This window comes from Lysobacter antibioticus HS124 (assembly GCF_000336385.2).
Taxonomy (GTDB): Bacteria; Pseudomonadota; Gammaproteobacteria; order Xanthomonadales; family Xanthomonadaceae; genus Lysobacter; species Lysobacter firmicutimachus.
The window spans coordinates 24053-42897 of the sequence record NZ_HG424513.1; the positions used below are offsets into that span (position 1 = coordinate 24053).

The window sequence follows — 18845 nt, forward strand, 5'->3', positions numbered from 1 at the left end:
GGGGCTAGCCAGAAGAACCTCAGGGCCCGGCCTGCGGCGCAAAGCCGCGCCGGCCCGAAACTCCGCCACGCATTCCACGTACCGAGGCCATAGTAATGACCCATCGCAACCGCGTCCGCACGTCCAAGCTCACGCTTGGTCTGCTCGCCGTCCTCGCCACTGCGCCGGTATTCGCGCAGAGCACCTCCGCCGGCATCGCCGGTCGCGTCCTCGGTGCCGACGGCCAGCCCGTCACCGGCGCCGAAGTGACCATCACCCACACCGAGTCGGGCACGGTCAGCCGCGCCGTCACCGGTGCCGACGGTCGCTACAACGCACGCGGTCTGCGCGTCGGCGGTCCGTACACGGTCGTCATCAACAAGGAAGGCGCGGGCACTGCGAGCCAGGACGGCGTCTACCTCAACCTCGACAAGGTCAACGAAGTCGACGTCGCGCTGAACAATTCGGTCACCACCCTCGACGCCGTGCAGGCGATCGCCGCGGGCGGTTCGGAAGTGTTCTCCTCGACCAAGATGGGCGCCGGTTCGACCATCACCCGCGAACAGCTGGAGTCGATGCCGACCATCAACCGCAACCTGCAGGACTTCGTCCGCCTCGACCCGCGCGTCGTGCTGACCGACAAGTCCCGCAACGAGATCTCGGTCGGCGGCCAGAACCCGCGCTACAACGTGATCCGCGTCGACGGCATCAGCACCAACGACTCGTTCGGCCTCGGCGGCAACGGCCTGCCGACGCCGCGCCAGCCGTTCTCGATGGACGTGGTCGACGAAGTCTCGGTCGACGTCGCCAACTACGACGTGACCATCTCCGGCGGCACCGGCGGCGTGATCAACGCCGTGACCAAGTCGGGCACCAACGAATTCCACGGCTCGCTGTACGGCGTGTACCGCGACAACGACTGGTCGGGCAAGAACCAGAACGACGTGCGTCCGCAGTTGTTCGACAGCGAGTCGACCTACGGCGGCACCTTCGGCGGCCCGCTGGTCAAGGACAAGCTGTTCTTCTTCGTCAACTACGAGAAGTACACCGGCAAGGAAGTCTTCACCGGCAACTCCAGCTTCGGTCCTCCGGGCTCGGGCGCCAACAACATCGTCAATATCACCCAGGCGCAGATCGACGACGTCATCAACACCTCGAAGAGCGTCTACGGCTTCGATCCGGGCGACCTGAGCCTGCCCTCGCTGGACACCAAGAGCGAGGAATACGGCATCAAGTTCGACTGGAACATCAACGACCAGCACCGCGCCAACTTCCGCTACGCCAAGAGCGAGCAGAGCACCGCGTTCCTGCAGGGCTTCGGCACCAACTCGCTGGCGTTGAACTCGTACCACTACATCAACGACTTCGAGTTCAAGACCTACACCGCGCAGCTGTTCAGCGACTGGACCGACGTGTTCTCGACCGAAGCCAAGGTCTCCTACCGCGACTACTCGGCCGTGCGCAGCCCGCGCTTCGACCTGCCGGCGATCGCGGTCCGCTTCGGCAGCAACACCCTGAACCTGGGCACCGAAGAGAACACCCACGCCAACGTCCTCGAGACCAAGACCTGGAACGCGTTCTTCGCCGGCAACCTGTTCCTGGGCGACCACACCGTCAAGTTCGGCGCCGACTACGAGTCGAACGAGGTCTACAACCTGTTCGGCCGCCGCGTCAACGGCGTCTACACCTTCAACAGCCCGGCCGACTACCGCGCCGGCCGTTCCAGCCGCTACCAGCTGTTCTACCCGGCCGGCGGCCAGCTCGACAACATGGCCGCCGAGTTCACCCAGAAGAACCTCGGCCTGTTCGTGCAGGACACCTGGGCGGTCAACGACAAGCTGAGCCTGACCTTCGGCATCCGCTACGACCGCGCCATGGTCGACGACAAGCCGACGTTCAACCCGGCCGCTTCGGCGCTGTTCGGCGTGCGCAACGACAACAACATCGACGGCACCGACATGTGGGCGCCGCGCTTCGGCTTCAATTACACCTTCGACAGCGAGCGCCCGACCCAGCTGCGCGGCGGCATCGGCCTGTTCCGCGGCGGCACTCCGACCGTGTGGCTGGCCAACCCGTACTCGAACAACGGCCTGTCCTACACCGACTACGTGTTCACCAACGGCATCAACGGCTTCAGCCCGAACCCGGATGCGCAGCTCGGCCTGGTCAACGCCGCCGGCGGCGCCGCCGGCGCGACCCAGTCGGTGGACTTCATCGAGAAGGACCTGAACCTGCCGTCGGTGTGGAAGGCCAACCTGGCGTTCGAAACCGAGCTGCCGTGGTACGGCATCGTCGCCAGCGCCGAAACCGTCGTGACCTCGGTCAACGACGCCCTGTACTACCAGCAGCTCAACCTCGGTGCGGCGACCAAGACCGGCCAGGACGGCCGCAACATCTACTGGGACGCCAACGGCCTGGCCGCGACCAGCTGGAACGCCGAAGGCGTGGCCTGCCTGCGCGAAACCGGCCTCAACGGTTCGTCGTGCACCAACAGCCGCACCAACGCCCGCGCCCGCCGCGCGACCGCCTATAACGACGCGATCATCGCCCGTCAGACCAGCAAGGGCGAAAGCCAGCAGTTCACCCTGTCGCTGAGCAAGCCGTTCAACAACAGCGACTGGTCGTGGAGCGTCGCCTACACCTACACCCACGCCGACGAAGTCAGCCCGCTGACCAGCTCGACCTCGAGCTCGCAGCTCGGCAACGTCGCCGTGTTCCAGGCCAACGAAGAAGTCGCCGCCCGCTCCAGCTACGAGATCCGCGACCGCTTCACCGCGGCGATCAACTGGAAGCACGCGTTCTTCGGCGACAACAAGACCACCGTGTCGCTGTTCTACGAAGGCCGCTCGGGCCGTCCGTACAGCTACGCCTTCGACAACGACGCCAACGGCGACGGCCGCTTCAACGACCTGCTGTACATCCCCAAGGGCCCGGGCGACGTGCTGTTCCGCAACGCGGCCGAAGAGGCGGCGTTCTGGGAGTTCTTCAACAACGACGAGTACATGCGCAGCCATGCCGGCCAGGTGGCCCAGCGCAATGCCGTCCGCGGCAAGTGGGTCAACCAGTTCGACCTGCACATCGCCCAGGAATTCCCGGGCTTCTGGGAAGGCCACAAGGCCGAGCTCGCGCTCGACATCCTCAACGTCGGCAACCTGCTGAACAAGGATTGGGGCCGGGTCGAAGAAGTCGCCTTCCCGGGCATGCGCGGCATCGTCGACTACGGCGGCGTGGACCCGGCGACCGGCAAGTACGTCTACCGCTTCACCAAGCCGGATCCGGAGCAGATCTACGACGAGAAGGGCATCTCGCGCTGGGCGGCTCAGCTGAGCTTCCACTACCGCTTCTGATTCTTGCGGTATCTGGCGAAAACCGAGAACGGCCGGGGCGATGCCCCGGCCGTTTTCTTTTTTATGGGGCCGCCGATTTCGCGGCCGGGCAGGGTGGGGCGGCACGGCCGCGGACCGGTCCGGCCGGGGGCGCGGCCTCCGCAGTCCCGCGGACAAGCTGCTAGAGTCCTTTCCCACTAATCGATGAAAACGCAGAGAAAAACGCAATGACCGCAACCCCCGCCACGGCCGTCCTGCCGACGGTCAACGCCCGCATCTACCCCAAGGGCGGACTCGACGTCCTGTCCCGCGACGAGGTCGCGCGCCTGCGCGACGCGTCCACCGGCATGCACGACCTGCTGCGCCGCTGCGCCCTGGCCGTGCTGACCAGCGGCAGCGCTTCCGACGACCCGCGCGCCGCGCGCGAGCTCTACCCCGACTTCGACATCGAGGTCCACCAGCAGGACCGCGGCGTGCGCATCGACCTGCGCCACGCCCCGGCCATGGCCTTCGTCGACGGCGAGATCATCCGCGGCGTCGCCGAGCTGCTGTTCGCGGTGGTCCGCGACCTGGCCTATACCGCGATCGAGCTCGGCAAGGGCGGCGGCCGCGACCTGGGCAGCAGCGACGGCCTCACCGACTCGGTGTTCGGCCTGCTGCGCAACGCCCGCATCCTGCACCCGGCCGACCCCAACCTGGTGGTCTGCTGGGGCGGCCACTCCATCTCGCGCGACGAGTACATCTACACCAAGCAGGTCGGCTACGAGCTGGGCCTGCGCGGCCTGGACATCTGCACCGGCTGCGGCCCGGGCGCGATGAAGGGGCCGATGAAGGGCGCGACGATCGCCCACGCCAAGCAGCGCCGCCGCAACATGCGTTACATCGGCATCACCGAGCCGGGCATCATCGCCGCCGAGTCGCCGAACCCGATCGTCAACCACCTGGTGATCATGCCGGACATCGAGAAGCGCCTGGAGGCCTTCGTCCGCATGGGCCACGGCATCATCGTGTTCCCGGGCGGCGTCGGCACCGCCGAGGAAATCCTGTACCTGCTCGGCATCCTGCTGCGCGAGGAGAACGCCGAACTGCCGTTCCCGTTGATCCTGACCGGCCCGACCGCGTCGGCGCCGTATTTCGAGCAGATCGACAAGTTCCTGCGCCTGACCCTGGGCGAGGCGGCGACCTCGCGCTACGAAATCATCGTCGGCGACCCGGAGCAGGTGGCCAAGCGCATGAGCAGCGGCATCCGCCGGGTGCGCGAGTACCGCATCGAGCAGAAGGACTCGTTCTTCTTCAACTGGTCGGTCGACATCCCGCTGGAGTTCCAGAAGCCGTTCGTGCCGACCCACGAGGCCATGGCCGCGCTGGACCTGCACCACGGCCGCAAGCCGCACGAGCTGGCCGCCGACCTGCGCCGGGCGTTTTCCGGCATCGTCGCCGGTAATGTCAAGGAAGACGGCATGCGCCGGATCGAGGAGTTCGGCCCGTTCGAAATCCACGGCGATCCGGACATGATGCAGTCGCTGGATGCGCTGCTGCGGGCCTTCGTCGAACAGCGGCGGATGAAGATCGCCGGCGAGTACCGCCCCTGCTATCGCGTGGTCACCTGAACGGGTATCATGCCGGGCTCCGGCGTCGGCGCTTCGTTTCTCACTCGAGTGTTGACGCCGGGCCGTTCAATAAGCATCATATGCAGCCCCGCCCGAATAGCTCAGCCGGTTAGAGCACTTGACTGTTAATCAGGGGGTCGTTGGTTCGAGTCCAACTTCGGGCGCCATATTCAAAAAAGCCTCGCAGCGATGCGGGGCTTTTTTCTTTTTGGGATTGGGGATTGGGGATTGGGGATTGGTTTGGTGGGAGGACGGTTTCGTTCGTGCCGGGCAGGCGATGACTAAGGCGGGGCCGTGCGGCAACCCGAATCCCCAATCCTCGATCCGCGCAATCGCCGCGTGCGGCGCAGCGGACGGTGCCGGTCGACCCTCCGGACGTGACGCTGGTCGGAATATTTTTCCCCCTCGGACCATTGGCCGACCCAGCCCGACCGCTCGTCGGTGTGGCGGGTTTTCCAAGTAATTCCGACTGTTAGCATCGTCGCTGTCCTCTGGGGAAGAGAACCGCACATGCGCCGTGCCGCCGGCTTCACGCTGATCGAGCTGATGGTGACGATCGGGATCGCCGCGATCCTGCTCGCCCTGGCTCTGCCGAGTTTTACCGAATCCATCCGGTCCAACCGGGTGTCGACCGCGACCAACCAAATGCTGGCGACGTTCAATCTCGCTCGCGCCGAGGCCTTGCGCAGCAAGAGCCAGGCCTGGGTTTGCCCGAGCAACCCGACTCGTGACGACTGCGGGGCGGAATGGAAGGACGGCATGCTCGTATGGACCGACGAGAACGGCGACGGCAATCGCAATAAGACGACCGAAGTCAAGCGAGTGATCGAGCCGCTGGACGGGGTCACCCTCAGCTTTCCGGACACGACGCCGATCGGTTTCGACGACCGCGGCCGCGCGATCCAGAAGTCGGGAAACACCGTCACGGTCAGAAGTTTCAACTTCTCCATGAAGGCGGATACCTGCAAGCCCGGCGCCTACAACGTGCGCTCGTTCGACATCAATCGCATCGGTCGCGTCAGCGTGACCAAGGGAGCCTGCCCATGAGCCGTCGACCTGCCCGTCGGCCTGTGTCCGCCCGAGCGCAGCGCGGCCTCAGCCTCATCGAAGTCCTGATCGCGGTGTTGGTCATGGGTCTGGGGCTGCTCGGCCTGGCGATGCTGCAGGCGACCAACCTGCGCCTGTCGCAGAGCGCCAACCAGCGCACCATCGCCACCAACCTGTCCAGCGACCTGCTCGACGACATTCGCTCCAACCGCCTGCTGGCGGCCAAGTACGGCGGCACCTACAACGCCTCGTCGGCGGCGGCGAACGCCAGCTGCGCGCGGATCAACAAGCTGACCCCGGACGATCGCAAGGCGGCGTTCACCTGCCGCATGCGTCAGGCATTGGGCGAGTCGGCGGTAGCGACGGTGGTCGTCAACGCCAATAAGACGGTCAGAATCGAGATCGTGTGGGACGACGATAAGCGCTGGAGCTCGCTTCCCGGCGCCGGCACCAAATTCGAAATGGAGAGCGCGCTGTGAGCCGACGACTGCAACAAGGCTTGTCACTGATCGAGTTGATGGTGGCATTGCTGTTGAGCGGCCTGCTGCTGTTGGGCTTGGTCGAGATCTTCAGCGCTTCGCGGGCGTCTTATCAGATGGCGCAGGGCTTGGCGCGTACGCAGGAAAGCTCGCGTTTCGCGATCGATGCGCTGCAGCGCGACGCGCGCATGAGCGGTCATTTCGGCTGTGTCTCCGATCAGGCCCACTTCTATGCCGGCAACGGCATGTTCGGCGAACTGTTCCTGTCTGATCGCAGCAACTACACGACCGTTCCAGCTGCACGCGAGGCGCTGCGGTTCGACTATTCGGTCCGCGGCTACGAGGCGCGCAACACCGGTCCCGCCGATACCGTAAGTTTGATCGCGGATCCCGTCGTAGGCAGCGCAGCGGACTGGGTGCCCGCGGTGCAGAATGATTTTTTCAATTCATTGGATCCAAGGCCGATCCGCGGCAGCGATCTCTTGGTGCTGCGTGTCCTTTCGCCGGAAAGCGCGGAAGTGATCGGCTTCACCACAGGCAACCCGGCGACGATCCGGGTCAATCCGGGCCAGACCCAGTGGGGCTCGTTGACGCGCGCAGTAGCCACGCCCGGTTTGTTCGGCATCGCCGACTGCCGCTCGGTCGTGCTGTTCCAGGCCAGCGCCGTCGCCGATGTCAGCGGCGCCAAGGTTCTCACCGTGCGGACCACGGGCGTCAACCAGATCGCCTTCGACGGATCCGACACCTTCGCATCGGGTCAGGCCCGTCTGTACCGCGCTGACAGCTACCTCTATTACATCGGTCTCAAGAAGAACGCCGTCGATTTCACCGGAAAGGCAATTCCTACGCTGTATCGGGCTCGGTTCGATGCCGCTCCGGGTACGGACACTATCGCGGTGGCGTCCGAGGAAATCGTCGAGGGTGTGGAAAATATGCAGCTGCTGTTCGCCCAGGACATGGTCACCGACCCGACCCAGCCGCCGACTGGCGTGATCGATGCGGTGCGCACGGCGGCCAATCTGCTGCCGGCCAGCGACAGCAGCGGCGGCTGGCAACGCGTCGGCGGCATGCAGGTCGGCTTGCTGATCCGCAGCACCGACCCGGCTTCGGCGCAGCAACGAACCGCGGCTACGCGTTCGCTCGGGACCCAGTTGACCTTGCCGGACGACCAGCGCTATCGCACTGTGTACGAAACCAGTATCGCTTTGCGCAACCGGCTGTACGGAAACTGAGGCCTGCCATGAATATCATCCGTACCCGTTCGTATCCCAAGTTCCAGCGCAGTCAGCGCGGAGTGGTGCTGTACGTCGCCTTGATCATGTTGATCTTGCTGGCGCTGCTGGGCATTACCGCGATGCAGGTCACCGGTCTGCAAGAGCGTATGACGGCCAGCTATCGCTCTACCAATATGGCATTCCAGAATGCCGAAGGCCGCGCCCGCGGTAAGGAAAGCGATTTGCAGCGCCAGGTCCAGAGCGGCGGCGCCGAGGCCATCGACCTGGATGAGTCGGTCTGCACCGCCGGCTTCGACCCGTCGGGTTGGGCGGAAAAGCTCAAGTACGCCAACCCGCTACCGGCCAAGCTCAGTTATACGCGCCGCATCGACGAGTGCGTCTCCGGCGGCAGCGGTATCGGCATGGGCACCGCACCGGTCAGCGAGAACACCAATCTGATCTTCCAGGTCACGGCCTACGCCGTGGACCGCGGCGCGAACCCGGGTTCGGACGCCGTCATCGACACCATTTTCGTGCCCTGAGGGTAACGTCATGACTTCCCCGCGCATCTATCTACTCGCGCCGTTGGCGCTGGCGGTCGCCGCCGGCGGCTATTGGCTGTACAACGCCAACGCGATCCAGGCCGGCGGCTCGCTGGCGCAGACGCCGTTGAACTCGAGCGTGACCGTGCCGCCCGCGTTCGTCATGGCGGTCGACAACTCCGGTTCGATGACCTTCCAGACCCTGTTCCCGGGCAAGGACGGCGCGGCATTCTGGGAAGAGGACGCCGCTTCCACCAACGGCTTCTTCATCGGCACTGGCGTCAACGCGCGGCCGCGCACCCAGAACGACAGCAAGGATCTAGAGAACTTCCACCACACCATTCCGTCGAACGACTATCGTATCGGCGACAATCGCTATGCGATTCCGCCGATCGATAATTTCGGCTTCGCGCGATCGCCCGACGTGAATCCGGCCTACTTCAATCCAAACATCACCTACTCACCCTGGAAACGGCCGAACGCATCCAACGAAATCGTCGATTATCCTCAGGCCAGCATCGCTGATACCCGAGTCGATCCGGACAAAGCGTCACCGACGATCAGCCTTGCGAGTAATTGGCGCATGAACGGGGGCGATAACCTGTTCATGGTGCCCAAGGGGGCGGTCCTGCCCAAGGATACGGTGTATTACTCCGACGGCAATTGCGGTGGGCTGCGCGGCGGCAGCTGGCGCACGCTCAACAGCGCGACCACAGTCAGCGACTATTGCGAGATCTCCATCGAGTACTATCCGGCGACGTTCTACCTCAAGTCCGCTACCGCCGGCTCCGCCTGGGGCTATACCGCGACGCCGACATTGGCCAAGAACGCGTGCGGCAATGGCTGCGACCTCTATAAATACGAGATCAAACCCGGCAATTATTCCACTGGGAAATACGCCGTTGCGATCCAGAATTTCGCCAACTGGTTCAGTTTCTACGGCAATCGCAACCGCGCGATGAAGGCGGCGCTGACCTTGTCGCTCGAGCGCACCGAGAAGATGCGCGTCGGCATGTTCACGATTAATCCGACCAGCTACGGCGACGTGACTATGCGGGATATGTCGGTGGCGGCCGAGAAAGCGGCGCTCTATAACGAAAAGCTGCTGACCTTGAACGCGAGCGGCGGCACGCCCAACCGCTTCGCTGTGGAGCATATCGGCAAGCAGTTCCTGCGCACCGACGCCGGCGCGCCGGTGAAGTACGCCTGTCAGATCAACGCCGGCATGCTGTTCACCGACGGCTACAGCAACGGCGGGGGACCCGCGGTCGGCTCGCAGGACGCCGACATGCCCGCGCCGCTCGCCGATGGGCACCCCAATACGCTCGCCGATACCGCTGCGCTGTACTACAAGACGACGCTGCGCAGCGACCTCGGCCTGGGCAAGGTGCCGGTTCCGGAGGCCTGCAATACCACCCCGAACGACCCCCGGCTGGACTGCCGCAAAGACCCGCACATGAACTTCTACGGGGTCACCCTCGGAGCTCGCGGCGACATTTACGGCGTGACCTACAATCCGGTCACCAACACCCCGGATCCTTACACCCCGGCGGGCTATCCGGCTTGGCGTGCTCTTCAGAACGATGCTCCCAGCACCGTCGACGAGATCTGGCACGCGACCATGAACGCGCGCGGCAAGTACATCAACGCCACGACCCCTTCGGACATCACTTCGGCGATGCGCGAGATCCTGGCCTCGGTCGGCGGCGGCGCCACTCCGTCGGGCACCATCGGCCTGGTCGGCGCGCGCGTGGGCTCCAACACCTTGTCGGTCGAGCCGATCTACGAGTCGGCCAACAACGGTACCGACTGGTTCAGCCGGCTGACTGCGTATACGGCGGTCAACGATCCGGTCGCCGGGACCATCACCTTTACCCAGAAGTGGGAGGCCGCTTCCCAAATCACGGATGCGGGCCGTACGGTCCGGTTCGGCAAGACCACGGCCGGCAGCGTCAAGCCGACCGTAGGCGATTTCACCGCCACTGCGCTCGGCGCCACCGACGCGGCAGTGCAGACGGCGTTGTGCAGCGACGCGCTGCAGAACTGCGCCGGCAAGTTCAACCGCATCGACGGCGGCGTGACCGGCGCCGAAGCGGTGGCCTATCTGCGCGGCAGCCGGGCCCACGACGGCGGCAAACTGCGCAAGCGCACCACGCTGCTCGGCGACATCGTCAATTCGACTCCGATCGTCTCCTCCAAGGGCGACGACTACGGCTATCGCGGCCTGCGCAGCGCCGACGGCCTGACTCCGGACGTGCTGAACTACGCCAACTATCTCAACACCAAGCGCACCAGTCGCAAGACCTTCGTCTATGTCGGCGCCAACGACGGCATGTTCCATGCCTTCGACGGCGACAGCGGCAAGGAGCAGTTCGCCTACATCCCGGCGACCTCGGTCGGGCACATGGGCAATCTGTTGTTCCCGTACCGCGCCGCCGATCGCAACGATCAGGTGTTCCAGCATCGCTACTTCGTCGATGGCCTGGTCACGGTCTCTGACGCCCACGACGGGAGCGCCTGGAAGACGGTGCTGGCCGCCAGCGTCGGCGCCGGTGGCAAGGGCGTGTTCGCGCTCGACGTGACCAGCCAGACCGCGCTGAACGTGCTGTGGGAAGTGAACGACATGTCCGGCGACGCCAACGGCGCCAAGGACATCGGCAGCGTGCTGGGCAAGATCGCCATCGTTCCGGTCAAGGAAGCCGGCGGCGCGATCAAGTGGAAGGCCATTTTCGGCAACGGCTACGACAGCGCGAACGGCAAGGCCGTGTTGTTCCTGGTCGATATCGCCGACGGCAAGGTCACTCGCATCACCGCTCAGGAAACCACCGGCACGCTGCCGACCCGGACCAAGAACGGCCTCGGTAACGTGGTGGTGATCGACCGCTACCAGGGCACCAGCGCCACTCAGGTCCGCGACGGCTTCGCCGACACGGTCTATGCCGGCGACCTCAACGGCGCGGTGTGGAAGTTCGACTTGCGCAACAACACGGTCGGCTTCGGCGGCCAGCCGCTGTTCATCGCCCGCTACAACGACAACTACAGCCTGCGTCAGCCGATTCTCGGCGGCCTGGAAGCGACCACGGTCGGCAACGACGTGATGGTGCTGTTCGGCACCGGCAGCTTCTCGTTCACCGAAGATCCCAGCGACAAGGCGATGCAGAGCGTGTACGGCATCATCGACAAGGGTGCGGTCATCGCCGGCCGCAACGAGCTGCAGGCCCAGTACATCAACCAGGAAGTCGACACTACGGGCGCCGTGCTGCGCTATGTCGACGGCGGACGCCTGGACGCGACCAAGAAGGGCTGGTTCATCAACCTCGGCGTCGACACGGCCAAGAACGGCAACCCGGTTGCGACCGGCGAGCGCTTCATCGGCAATCCGCGCCTGCAGAACGGCATCCTGTTCTTCCCGACCTACGACCCGAACAGCACCGACGGCTGCTCGACCGACGGCAACAACTGGCTGTACGGCCTGGACGCCTTGAGCGGTTCGGCCGGCCTGTCCAACGGGCGCATCGGCTCGGCCACCGGCAATCGCTTCGGCGACAAGGTCGGCGCGGTCAAGCTCAAGCGCCAGGGCAGCGGCACCGGTACGGCGCCGGTGAAGGACGTGGCCGTGGTGGCGACGCCGAAGACCGATATCCTGCCGGTTACGGCGACCGACGAAGAGATCGCCAAGGCGGTCGCGGCCAAGTGCTCGGTGATGGTGCAGACTTCGGGCTCGCAGCCGATCTATCTGCCGCGGCCGTGCGGACGCCAGTCCTGGCGCCAGATCCGATAACAGGGGACCGACATGACGTCTTACCGAAACCGTTCGATCGCGCGCCTGAGCCGGGGCTTCACCCTGATGGAGCTCATGGCGGTGGTGGCGATCGTGGCCATCCTGGTCGGCATCGCCGTGCCGACCTACCAAGACAGCGTGCGCAAGAGCCGGCGCGGCCAGGCCAAGTCGGACCTAGCCGAGGCGGCACAGGCGATGGAGCGTTACTACACCATCAACAACACCTACGTCGGCGCCAACCTGAGCGCGATCTACCACAATCCCCCGCAGTCGCCGAAGGACGGCACCGCGCAGTACACGATTTCCTTCGACGGCGCGGTCACCGCAAACCGCTTCGTGCTGCAGGCGGTGCCGAGCGCTTCGACCGGGCAGGACAAGGACAAGTGCGGGACCATGAATTTGTCCAATACCGGCGTGAAGGGACCGGCCTCGCTTCCGGCGGAGTGCTGGAACAAGTAACTCCTCGCGCTGCCTGCCAGGGGCGCCGCGGCCAGGCCCGCTCCGGATCGGAGCGGGCCTGGCCGTTTTGGGGCGGGAGGAGGGCGTCTGGCGACGCTGCCAGGCGCTCATCTCACCCGTTGAGACCGGGTTGGCTACACTGGTCGACTCCCCCGCGTTCGGATCGCACGATGGACGACACCGCCCAGTCCCCCGGCTTCCAGCTGGTCGCGCCGTATTCGCCGGCCGGCGACCAGCCGCAGGCGATCGAGCGCCTGGTCCAGGGCTTCGAGAACGGCCTGGCCCACCAGACCCTGCTGGGGGTGACCGGCTCGGGCAAGACCTACACCATCGCCAACGTGGTCCAGCAGGTGCAGAAGCCGACCATCGTGATGGCGCCGAACAAGACCCTGGCGGCGCAGCTGTACGGCGAGTTCAAGGCCTTCTTCCCGCACAACGCGGTCGAGTACTTCGTCAGCTACTACGACTACTACCAGCCCGAGGCCTACGTGCCGTCGAGCGACACCTTCATCGAGAAGGACAGCTCGGTCAACGAGCACATCGAGCAGATGCGCCTGTCGGCGACCAAGGCCCTGCTGGAGCGGCGCGACGCGATCATCGTCTGCACGGTCTCGGCGATCTACGGCCTGGGCGACCCGAACGAGTACTTCCGCATGGTCCTGCACATGGTGCGCGGCGAGCGCATCGACCAGCGCGAGCTGATCCGCCGCCTGACCGAGATGCAGTACACCCGCAACGACACCGAGCTGCGCCGTGCCACCTACCGGGTGCGCGGCGAGGTGATCGACGTGCACCCGGCCGAAAGCGACGCCGAGGCGCTGCGGATCGAGTTGTTCGACGGCGAGATCGAGCAGCTGACCCTGTTCGACCCGCTGACCGGCGAAACCCTCAACAAGGTGCCGCGCTACACGATCTACCCGGGCTCGCACTACGTCACTACCCGCCGCACCGTGCTCGACGCCATCGACACGATCAAGGAGGAATTGCGCGAGCGCCTGGAACAGCTGTACGCGCAGAACAAGCTGGTCGAGGCCCAGCGCCTGGCCCAGCGCACCCAGTTCGACCTGGAGATGCTGGCCGAGGTCGGCTACTGCAACGGCATCGAGAACTACTCGCGCCACCTGACCGGGCACATGCCCGGCGAGCCGCCGCCGTGCCTGTTCGACTACCTGCCGCCGGACGCGTTGCTGGTGGTCGACGAATCGCATGTCACCGTGCCGCAGATCGGCGCGATGTTCAAAGGCGACCGCTCGCGCAAGGAAACCCTGGTCGAGTTCGGCTTCCGCCTGCCGTCGGCGTTGGACAACCGGCCACTGCGGTTCGAGGAGTGGGAGGGGCGTTCGCCGCGCTCGATCTTCGTTTCGGCCACGCCGGGGCCGTACGAACTGCGCCATTCGGAAGGGCAGATCACCGAGCTGGTGGTGCGTCCGACCGGCCTGATCGACCCGCAGGTCGAGATCCGTCCGGTCGCGACCCAGGTCGACGACGTGCTCGGCGAAATCCGCGAGCGCGTGGCGATGGGCGACCGCGTACTGATCACCACCCTGACCAAGCGCATGGCCGAGAACCTGACCGAGTACCTCGGCGAGCACGGGGTCAAGGTGCGTTATCTGCACTCGGACGTGGATACGGTCGAGCGGGTGGAAATCATCCGCGACCTGCGCCTGGGCAAGTTCGACGTGCTGGTCGGCATCAACCTGCTGCGCGAGGGCCTGGACATGCCCGAGGTGTCCCTGGTGGCGATCCTCGACGCCGACAAGGAGGGCTTCCTGCGTTCGACCGGCTCGCTGATCCAGACCATCGGCCGCGCCGCGCGCAACTTGCGCGGCAAGGCGATCCTGTACGCCGACCGGATCACCAACTCGATGCAGAAGGCGATCGAGGAGACCGACCGCCGCCGCAGCAAGCAGGTCGAATACAACCAGGCTCACGGCATCACCCCGAAGTCGGTGACCAAGGCGGTGGTCGACATCATGGAAGGCGCCCGCGTCGACCCCGAAGCGCTCAAGGCCCGCGGCAAGGGGCGCAAGCTGGCCGAGGAAGCCGCCGACTACGCCGCGCTCAGTCCGGCCCAGTTCGCGGCCCGGATCAAGCAGTTGGAGCAGCAGATGTACCAACACGCGCGCGACCTGGAGTTCGAACAGGCGGCGGCGGTGCGCGACGAATTGCGCAAGCTCAAGGACGCCGGTTTCGCGGCCTGAGCGCCGCCGGGCGCCCACCGGAGCGGCGCGGAGCCGGTGGGAGCGGGGCGTTAAGAGGGCTTGTCGCCCGTTTTGGGCTGGGCTACACTACGCGCCCTCGCCGGGGTGTTGATCGAAAAATACGGCGACGGGCGGTTAGCTCAGCGGTAGAGCACTACCTTGACATGGTAGGGGTCACAGGTTCGAACCCTGTACCGCCCACCAATTTGTTACGGCAACGGCGGATCTCGCAAGAGGTGCGCCGTTTTCGTTTGTCCGCAACGCGCCGTTCGGGCGCAGGTTCTGCGTTGCCGTCGTTGAGGCGTTGGCGCCTTCGCGCGATGCGGCCGAGGGCGTATCCGGCATCGATAGGGTCGCGGCCGCGCGTCGTGCGTTCGTGTCGGGACGGCGGCGCAACCGATCGCCGCGATCGCTGCCGTGCGCATCGCCGATGCGCGCCGTGACCGCCGCGCGCAGGCCGTCCAGGCGGCGGCCGAAGCCGCTGTGGTCCGATGCGGGCCGACAGCCTGGGGCGCCGCCGCGGCCTGGCAGACCGTCCGGCGGCGCGATTGCGGGCGGCGTCGCGGCATTCGCGCAGAACCCGCACTCGGTCGCAGAACCAAGCGCGAAATGAACGTGCTTAACGCCGCACAAGTCGGTTTGATTGCCGATTTTGCCTTGCTGAATTTGCCGCTCCTGGCGAATTCAACTGCATGTCGCTGCGAAGAAAAATCCGCGCTCGGCGTCGCGCGGGCGCATCCGGGCGCGCAAATCGCCGCTTGCTGGCGCGGCCGCGCTTGCGGATGCTGGTTTTGCGGCGATCCGCCGCCTTGCTAAAGGAGTAGTGGGCAATGAGCGAACAAACCCGCCTGATCGGCCGCATGGTCGCGATCGAGTCCGAGCAGATGGAAGGCGCCGCGCAGGATGCGGCGTTCGTGGCGGCGACGACCTATCGCCGTACCAGCCCGTTCGGCGAGATCGATTCGGCCGACAACGGCGACCAGATCCCGTAATCCGGCAGCCCGGATTGCGCAGGGGAAAACGGGCCGGGAGGCACTGCCTCCCGGCCCGCTTGTTTTCGCCGGACGCTCGGCCCGCCGGCGCTCATTCGCGCATCTGGTAGGCCTGCGGCAGGGGCACGTGGCGCTGCGCGTCCGGCTCGGCCTCGCCGCGTTCGCCGCGCGATTCCCAGTAGTCGCGATAGCGGTAAGCCGGCTCGCGCCAGTCGTAGACGAAGGCCGTGTCGCGGCTGCGGATGAACCGGACCGCGCAATCCAGCAGCTGCAGGCCGGGGTTGATCGCCTCCAGCCACATGAACTGTCCCATCTCGTTGACTTCGAGAAAGACGTAGCGGCCGTCGCGGGTGACCACGATGTCGATGCAGCCGAACACCAGCCCCATCCGCGCCATCGCCTGCAGGCAGCGCGCTTCGACCGCTTCGGGCAGCGCGTAGCGCTCGCAGCCCATGTGCTCGTCGAAGTCGTTGGCGCGCCAGTCGGTGAGGTACTGGCCCTCGCGCTGGGAATGCAGGCGCGCGGCGATCACGGTGCGCCCCATCACCGTCACCCGCAGCTCGTAGGCCTTGTCCAGCAACGGCTGGTAGATGCCCGGCGCGTTCGACAGGGCCGCGTCCTGACGCAGCAATTCGTCGGTCAACGGAGTGGTGAACGTGCCCCAGACCTTGTCGTCGCTGATCCAGGAGGCGGCGGTGATCGGCTTGTAGATCGCGCGGCCGCCATGCTCGCGGTAAAAGGCGCGGATCGCCTCGGGATCGTTGGAGATCAGCGTCGGCGGGGTGTCCAGCCCGACCGCGGCGGCGTGGTGCAATTGCACCGCCTTGCGGTCGGCCAGCGACTTGGCCTGCACCGGATTGATCCAGAAGCGCTCGCGCTGCGCATCGAGCAGATTGATCGCCGCGCGCACGAACTCGGTGGATTCGCGCTGGGCGAACAGGACGTCGGCCGGATGCAACTGCGCCGAGGCCTCGGGTTGATACCAGCGGCGCAACCACACCGTATCGACGTCGGCGGTGTCGAAGTCGCAGCCGTGGCGCAGGCAGTGCAGGCAGATCGAGCCGGTGCCGCCGCCGGTGCGCAGGCTGACGCCGTGCTTCTGCGGATAGTCGTGGGTGTACCAGACGTGCACGCGTTCGCCTTCGTTCTCCAACGCCCAGGCCACCGAGCGGGCGTGGATGTCCCACGGATCGGAGACAATCAATGTCGTCATGTGCGCTTCCTTCAGTCGGTGAGGGCGGGAGTCGGGATCGGTTCGGGAGCGTCGGCATCCGCGGCGCTGGCGTCGTCCGCGTCGTGCGCGGGCGCGCCGCGCTGCTGCATCGCCCACAGCGCCGCGTAGCGGCCGCCGGCGGCGAGCAACCCGGCGTGGTCGCCGCGCTCGACGATGCGGCCGGCGTCCAGCACCACGATCTGGTCGGCATCGATCACGGTCGACAGGCGATGGGCGATCACCAGCGCGGTGCGGCCCTGCGCGGCCTGGCGCAATTCGCGCTGGATCTCGCTCTCGGTGTGCGCGTCCAGCGCCGAGGTGGCTTCGTCGAAGATCAGGATCGCCGGCCGCTTGAGCAGAGTGCGGGCGATGGCGATGCGCTGTTTCTCGCCGCCGGAGAGCTTCAGCCCGCGCTCGCCCACGCCGGTGTCGTAGCCTTGCGGCAGGGCCTGGATGAAGTCGTGGATGCGCGCGGCGCGCGCGGCCTCCAGGATCTCCTCGCGGCTGGCGTCGGGGCGGCCGTAGGCGATGTTGTAGTACAACGATTCGTTGAACAGCACGGTGTCCTGCGGCACCACGCCGATGCGCTGCCGCAGCGAATCGACGGCCACCTCGCGCAGATCCTGGCCGTCGACCAGCACCCGTCCGCCGTCCGGGTCGTAGTGGCGGTACAGCAGCCGCGCCAGGGTCGATTTGCCGGCGCCGGTGCTGCCCACCACCGCCAGAGTGCGGCCGCTGGGGATGGTCAGGTCGATGCCGGCGAGGATCTCGCGTTCGCCGTAGCGGAAACGCACGTCCTCGAACCGTACCTCGCCGCCGGCCACGCGCAGCGGCGGGGCGCCGGGCCGGTCGCGCACCTCCACCGGTTCGTCGAGCAGGGCGAACATCCGCTCCAGGTTGGCCAGCATTTGCTTGCCTTCGCGGTAGATCACGCCCAGGTAGCTCAGCGGCGCGGCCATCTGCAGCAGGTAGGCGTTGACCAGGACCAGGTCGCCCAGGCTCATGCGGCCGTCGGCCACGCCGGCGGCGGCGCGCCACAGCAGCGCGGTCAGGCCCACGGCGATGATCGCCGCCTGGCCGATGCCCATCAGCGACGCCGCCTTCAGGCTCTTGACCGCGGTGTCTTCCAGCTCGCGCAGGCGCTGGTCGAAGCGACGGGCTTCGAAGGCTTCGTTGTTGAAGTACTTGACGGTTTCGTAGTTGAGCAGCGAATCCACCGAGCCGGCGCTGGCCTCGGTATTGGCCTGGTTCATTTGCCGGTACCAGCGCAGCCGCCATTCGGTCATGCGGTAGGTGAAGGCCAGATACGTCGCCAGCGTTGCCAAGGTGATCGCGGCGAAGGACAAGTCGTAGCCGGCGACCAGGATGGCGACGATCAGCGCCAGCTCGACCAGGGTCGGCACCACCATGTAGAGCAGGGTGTCGAGCAGTTCGGAGATCGAGCCCATGCCGCGCTCCAGGTCGCGGCCGACCGCGCCGGTGCGGCGGTCGAGGTGGAAGCGCAGGCTCAGCGCGTGCAGGTGCGCGAACACGCGCAGGCCGACCTCGCGCGAACTGCGCGCCAGCACCCGCGCGAAGATGATCGTGCGCAGTTCCTGCAACAGCGAGGAGGCCAGCCGCAGCGCGCCGTAGGCCATCAGCAGCGCGGCCGGCACGGTCAACGCGGTCGGCTGCTGGCCGAGCGCGTCGATCAGTTGCTTGAGCAGCAGCGGCAGTCCTACCAGGGCCAGCTTGGTGCCCAGCACCAGCGCCAGGCCCAGCAGGACCCGGCCGCGGTAGTGCCACAGCGTCGGCAGCAGCCGCCGCAGCACGGCCAGGGCGGAGCCGCTGGCGGTCGGCGCGGCGGAGGAGGGGGCGGCGTCGCTCATCGGCCGCCGCGGTGCGAGCGCAGAGGGCGGGCATCGGCGCGGCGCGGAAGCCCCCGAGCCGCCCGATCGCGACGATCGCCGGTTCGGGGGGCGCCACGGCGGGCGGACCGCCCAAGGCTTCGGCCGCCGGCGGA

At 66.3% G+C, this 18845-nt stretch carries 13 protein-coding genes and 2 tRNA genes; 13 read left to right on the forward strand and 2 right to left on the reverse strand.

Annotated features, from left to right (window positions below; all coding sequences use genetic code 11):
* Positions 1-95: 95 nt before the first annotated feature.
* The 13 genes from TX83_RS12915 (at position 96) to TX83_RS23360 (ending at position 15630) form a co-directional block, all read left to right on the forward strand.
* The gene (locus TX83_RS12915) at positions 96-3326 is read left to right on the forward strand and encodes a TonB-dependent receptor (protein ID WP_064748366.1); all 3231 of its coding nucleotides are present in this window, start codon (positions 96-98) and stop codon (positions 3324-3326) included.
* Between the two features lie 206 nt (positions 3327-3532).
* Positions 3533-4915 carry a nucleotide 5'-monophosphate nucleosidase PpnN gene (gene ppnN, locus TX83_RS12920; RefSeq protein ID WP_064748367.1) on the forward strand — a complete coding sequence of 461 codons (1383 nt, stop codon included), beginning with the start codon at positions 3533-3535 and terminating at the stop codon, positions 4913-4915.
* 90 nt (positions 4916-5005) lie between these two features.
* Positions 5006-5082, forward strand: a tRNA-Asn gene (locus tag TX83_RS12925).
* A 343-nt stretch (positions 5083-5425) separates the two neighbouring features.
* Positions 5426-5962 (forward strand): GspH/FimT family pseudopilin, encoded by a 537-nt coding sequence (locus tag TX83_RS12930; protein WP_064748368.1) that lies wholly within the window; start codon positions 5426-5428, stop codon positions 5960-5962.
* On the forward strand, positions 5959-6441 hold the full coding sequence (pilV, locus tag TX83_RS12935) for a type IV pilus modification protein PilV (protein WP_075575148.1): 483 nt from the start codon (positions 5959-5961) through the stop codon (positions 6439-6441). Before TX83_RS12930 ends, pilV begins: the two co-directional genes overlap by 4 nt.
* Entirely contained in the window at positions 6438-7673 is a 1236-nt protein-coding gene (locus TX83_RS12940) for a PilW family protein (protein WP_064748370.1), read from the forward strand. The genes pilV and TX83_RS12940 overlap by 4 nt, the downstream gene beginning before the upstream one ends.
* 8 nt (positions 7674-7681) lie before the next feature.
* Positions 7682-8197 carry a pilus assembly PilX family protein gene (locus tag TX83_RS12945; protein ID WP_064748371.1) on the forward strand — a complete coding sequence of 172 codons (516 nt, stop codon included), beginning with the start codon at positions 7682-7684 and terminating at the stop codon, positions 8195-8197.
* 10 nt (positions 8198-8207) lie between these two features.
* Entirely contained in the window at positions 8208-11978 is a 3771-nt protein-coding gene (locus tag TX83_RS12950) for a pilus assembly protein (RefSeq protein WP_064748372.1), read from the forward strand.
* Between the two features lie 12 nt (positions 11979-11990).
* The gene (locus tag TX83_RS12955) at positions 11991-12437 is read left to right on the forward strand and encodes a type IV pilin protein (RefSeq protein WP_064748373.1); all 447 of its coding nucleotides are present in this window, start codon (positions 11991-11993) and stop codon (positions 12435-12437) included.
* 170 nt (positions 12438-12607) lie between these two features.
* Positions 12608-14638, forward strand: coding sequence for an excinuclease ABC subunit UvrB (uvrB, locus tag TX83_RS12960; protein ID WP_064748374.1), 2031 nt, complete (start codon positions 12608-12610; stop codon positions 14636-14638).
* Between the two features lie 129 nt (positions 14639-14767).
* A tRNA-Val gene (locus TX83_RS12965) sits at positions 14768-14842 on the forward strand.
* Positions 14843-15055: 213 nt separating this feature from the next.
* Positions 15056-15454 carry a hypothetical protein gene (locus TX83_RS22820; RefSeq protein ID WP_141233496.1) on the forward strand — a complete coding sequence of 133 codons (399 nt, stop codon included), beginning with the start codon at positions 15056-15058 and terminating at the stop codon, positions 15452-15454.
* 14 nt (positions 15455-15468) lie between these two features.
* Positions 15469-15630, forward strand: coding sequence for a hypothetical protein (locus TX83_RS23360; RefSeq protein WP_186442592.1), 162 nt, complete (start codon positions 15469-15471; stop codon positions 15628-15630).
* A gap of 91 nt (positions 15631-15721) precedes the next feature.
* On the opposite strand, the gene TX83_RS12970 is transcribed toward TX83_RS23360, so the two are convergent.
* Positions 15722-16843: an MvdC/MvdD family ATP grasp protein gene (locus TX83_RS12970; RefSeq protein ID WP_064748375.1), complete on the reverse strand. Its 1122-nt coding sequence runs from the start codon at positions 16841-16843 to the stop codon at positions 15722-15724.
* An 11-nt stretch (positions 16844-16854) separates the two neighbouring features.
* Positions 16855-18711: an ABCB family ABC transporter ATP-binding protein/permease gene (locus TX83_RS12975; protein WP_075575149.1), complete on the reverse strand. Its 1857-nt coding sequence runs from the start codon at positions 18709-18711 to the stop codon at positions 16855-16857.
* Positions 18712-18845 lie beyond the last annotated feature (134 nt).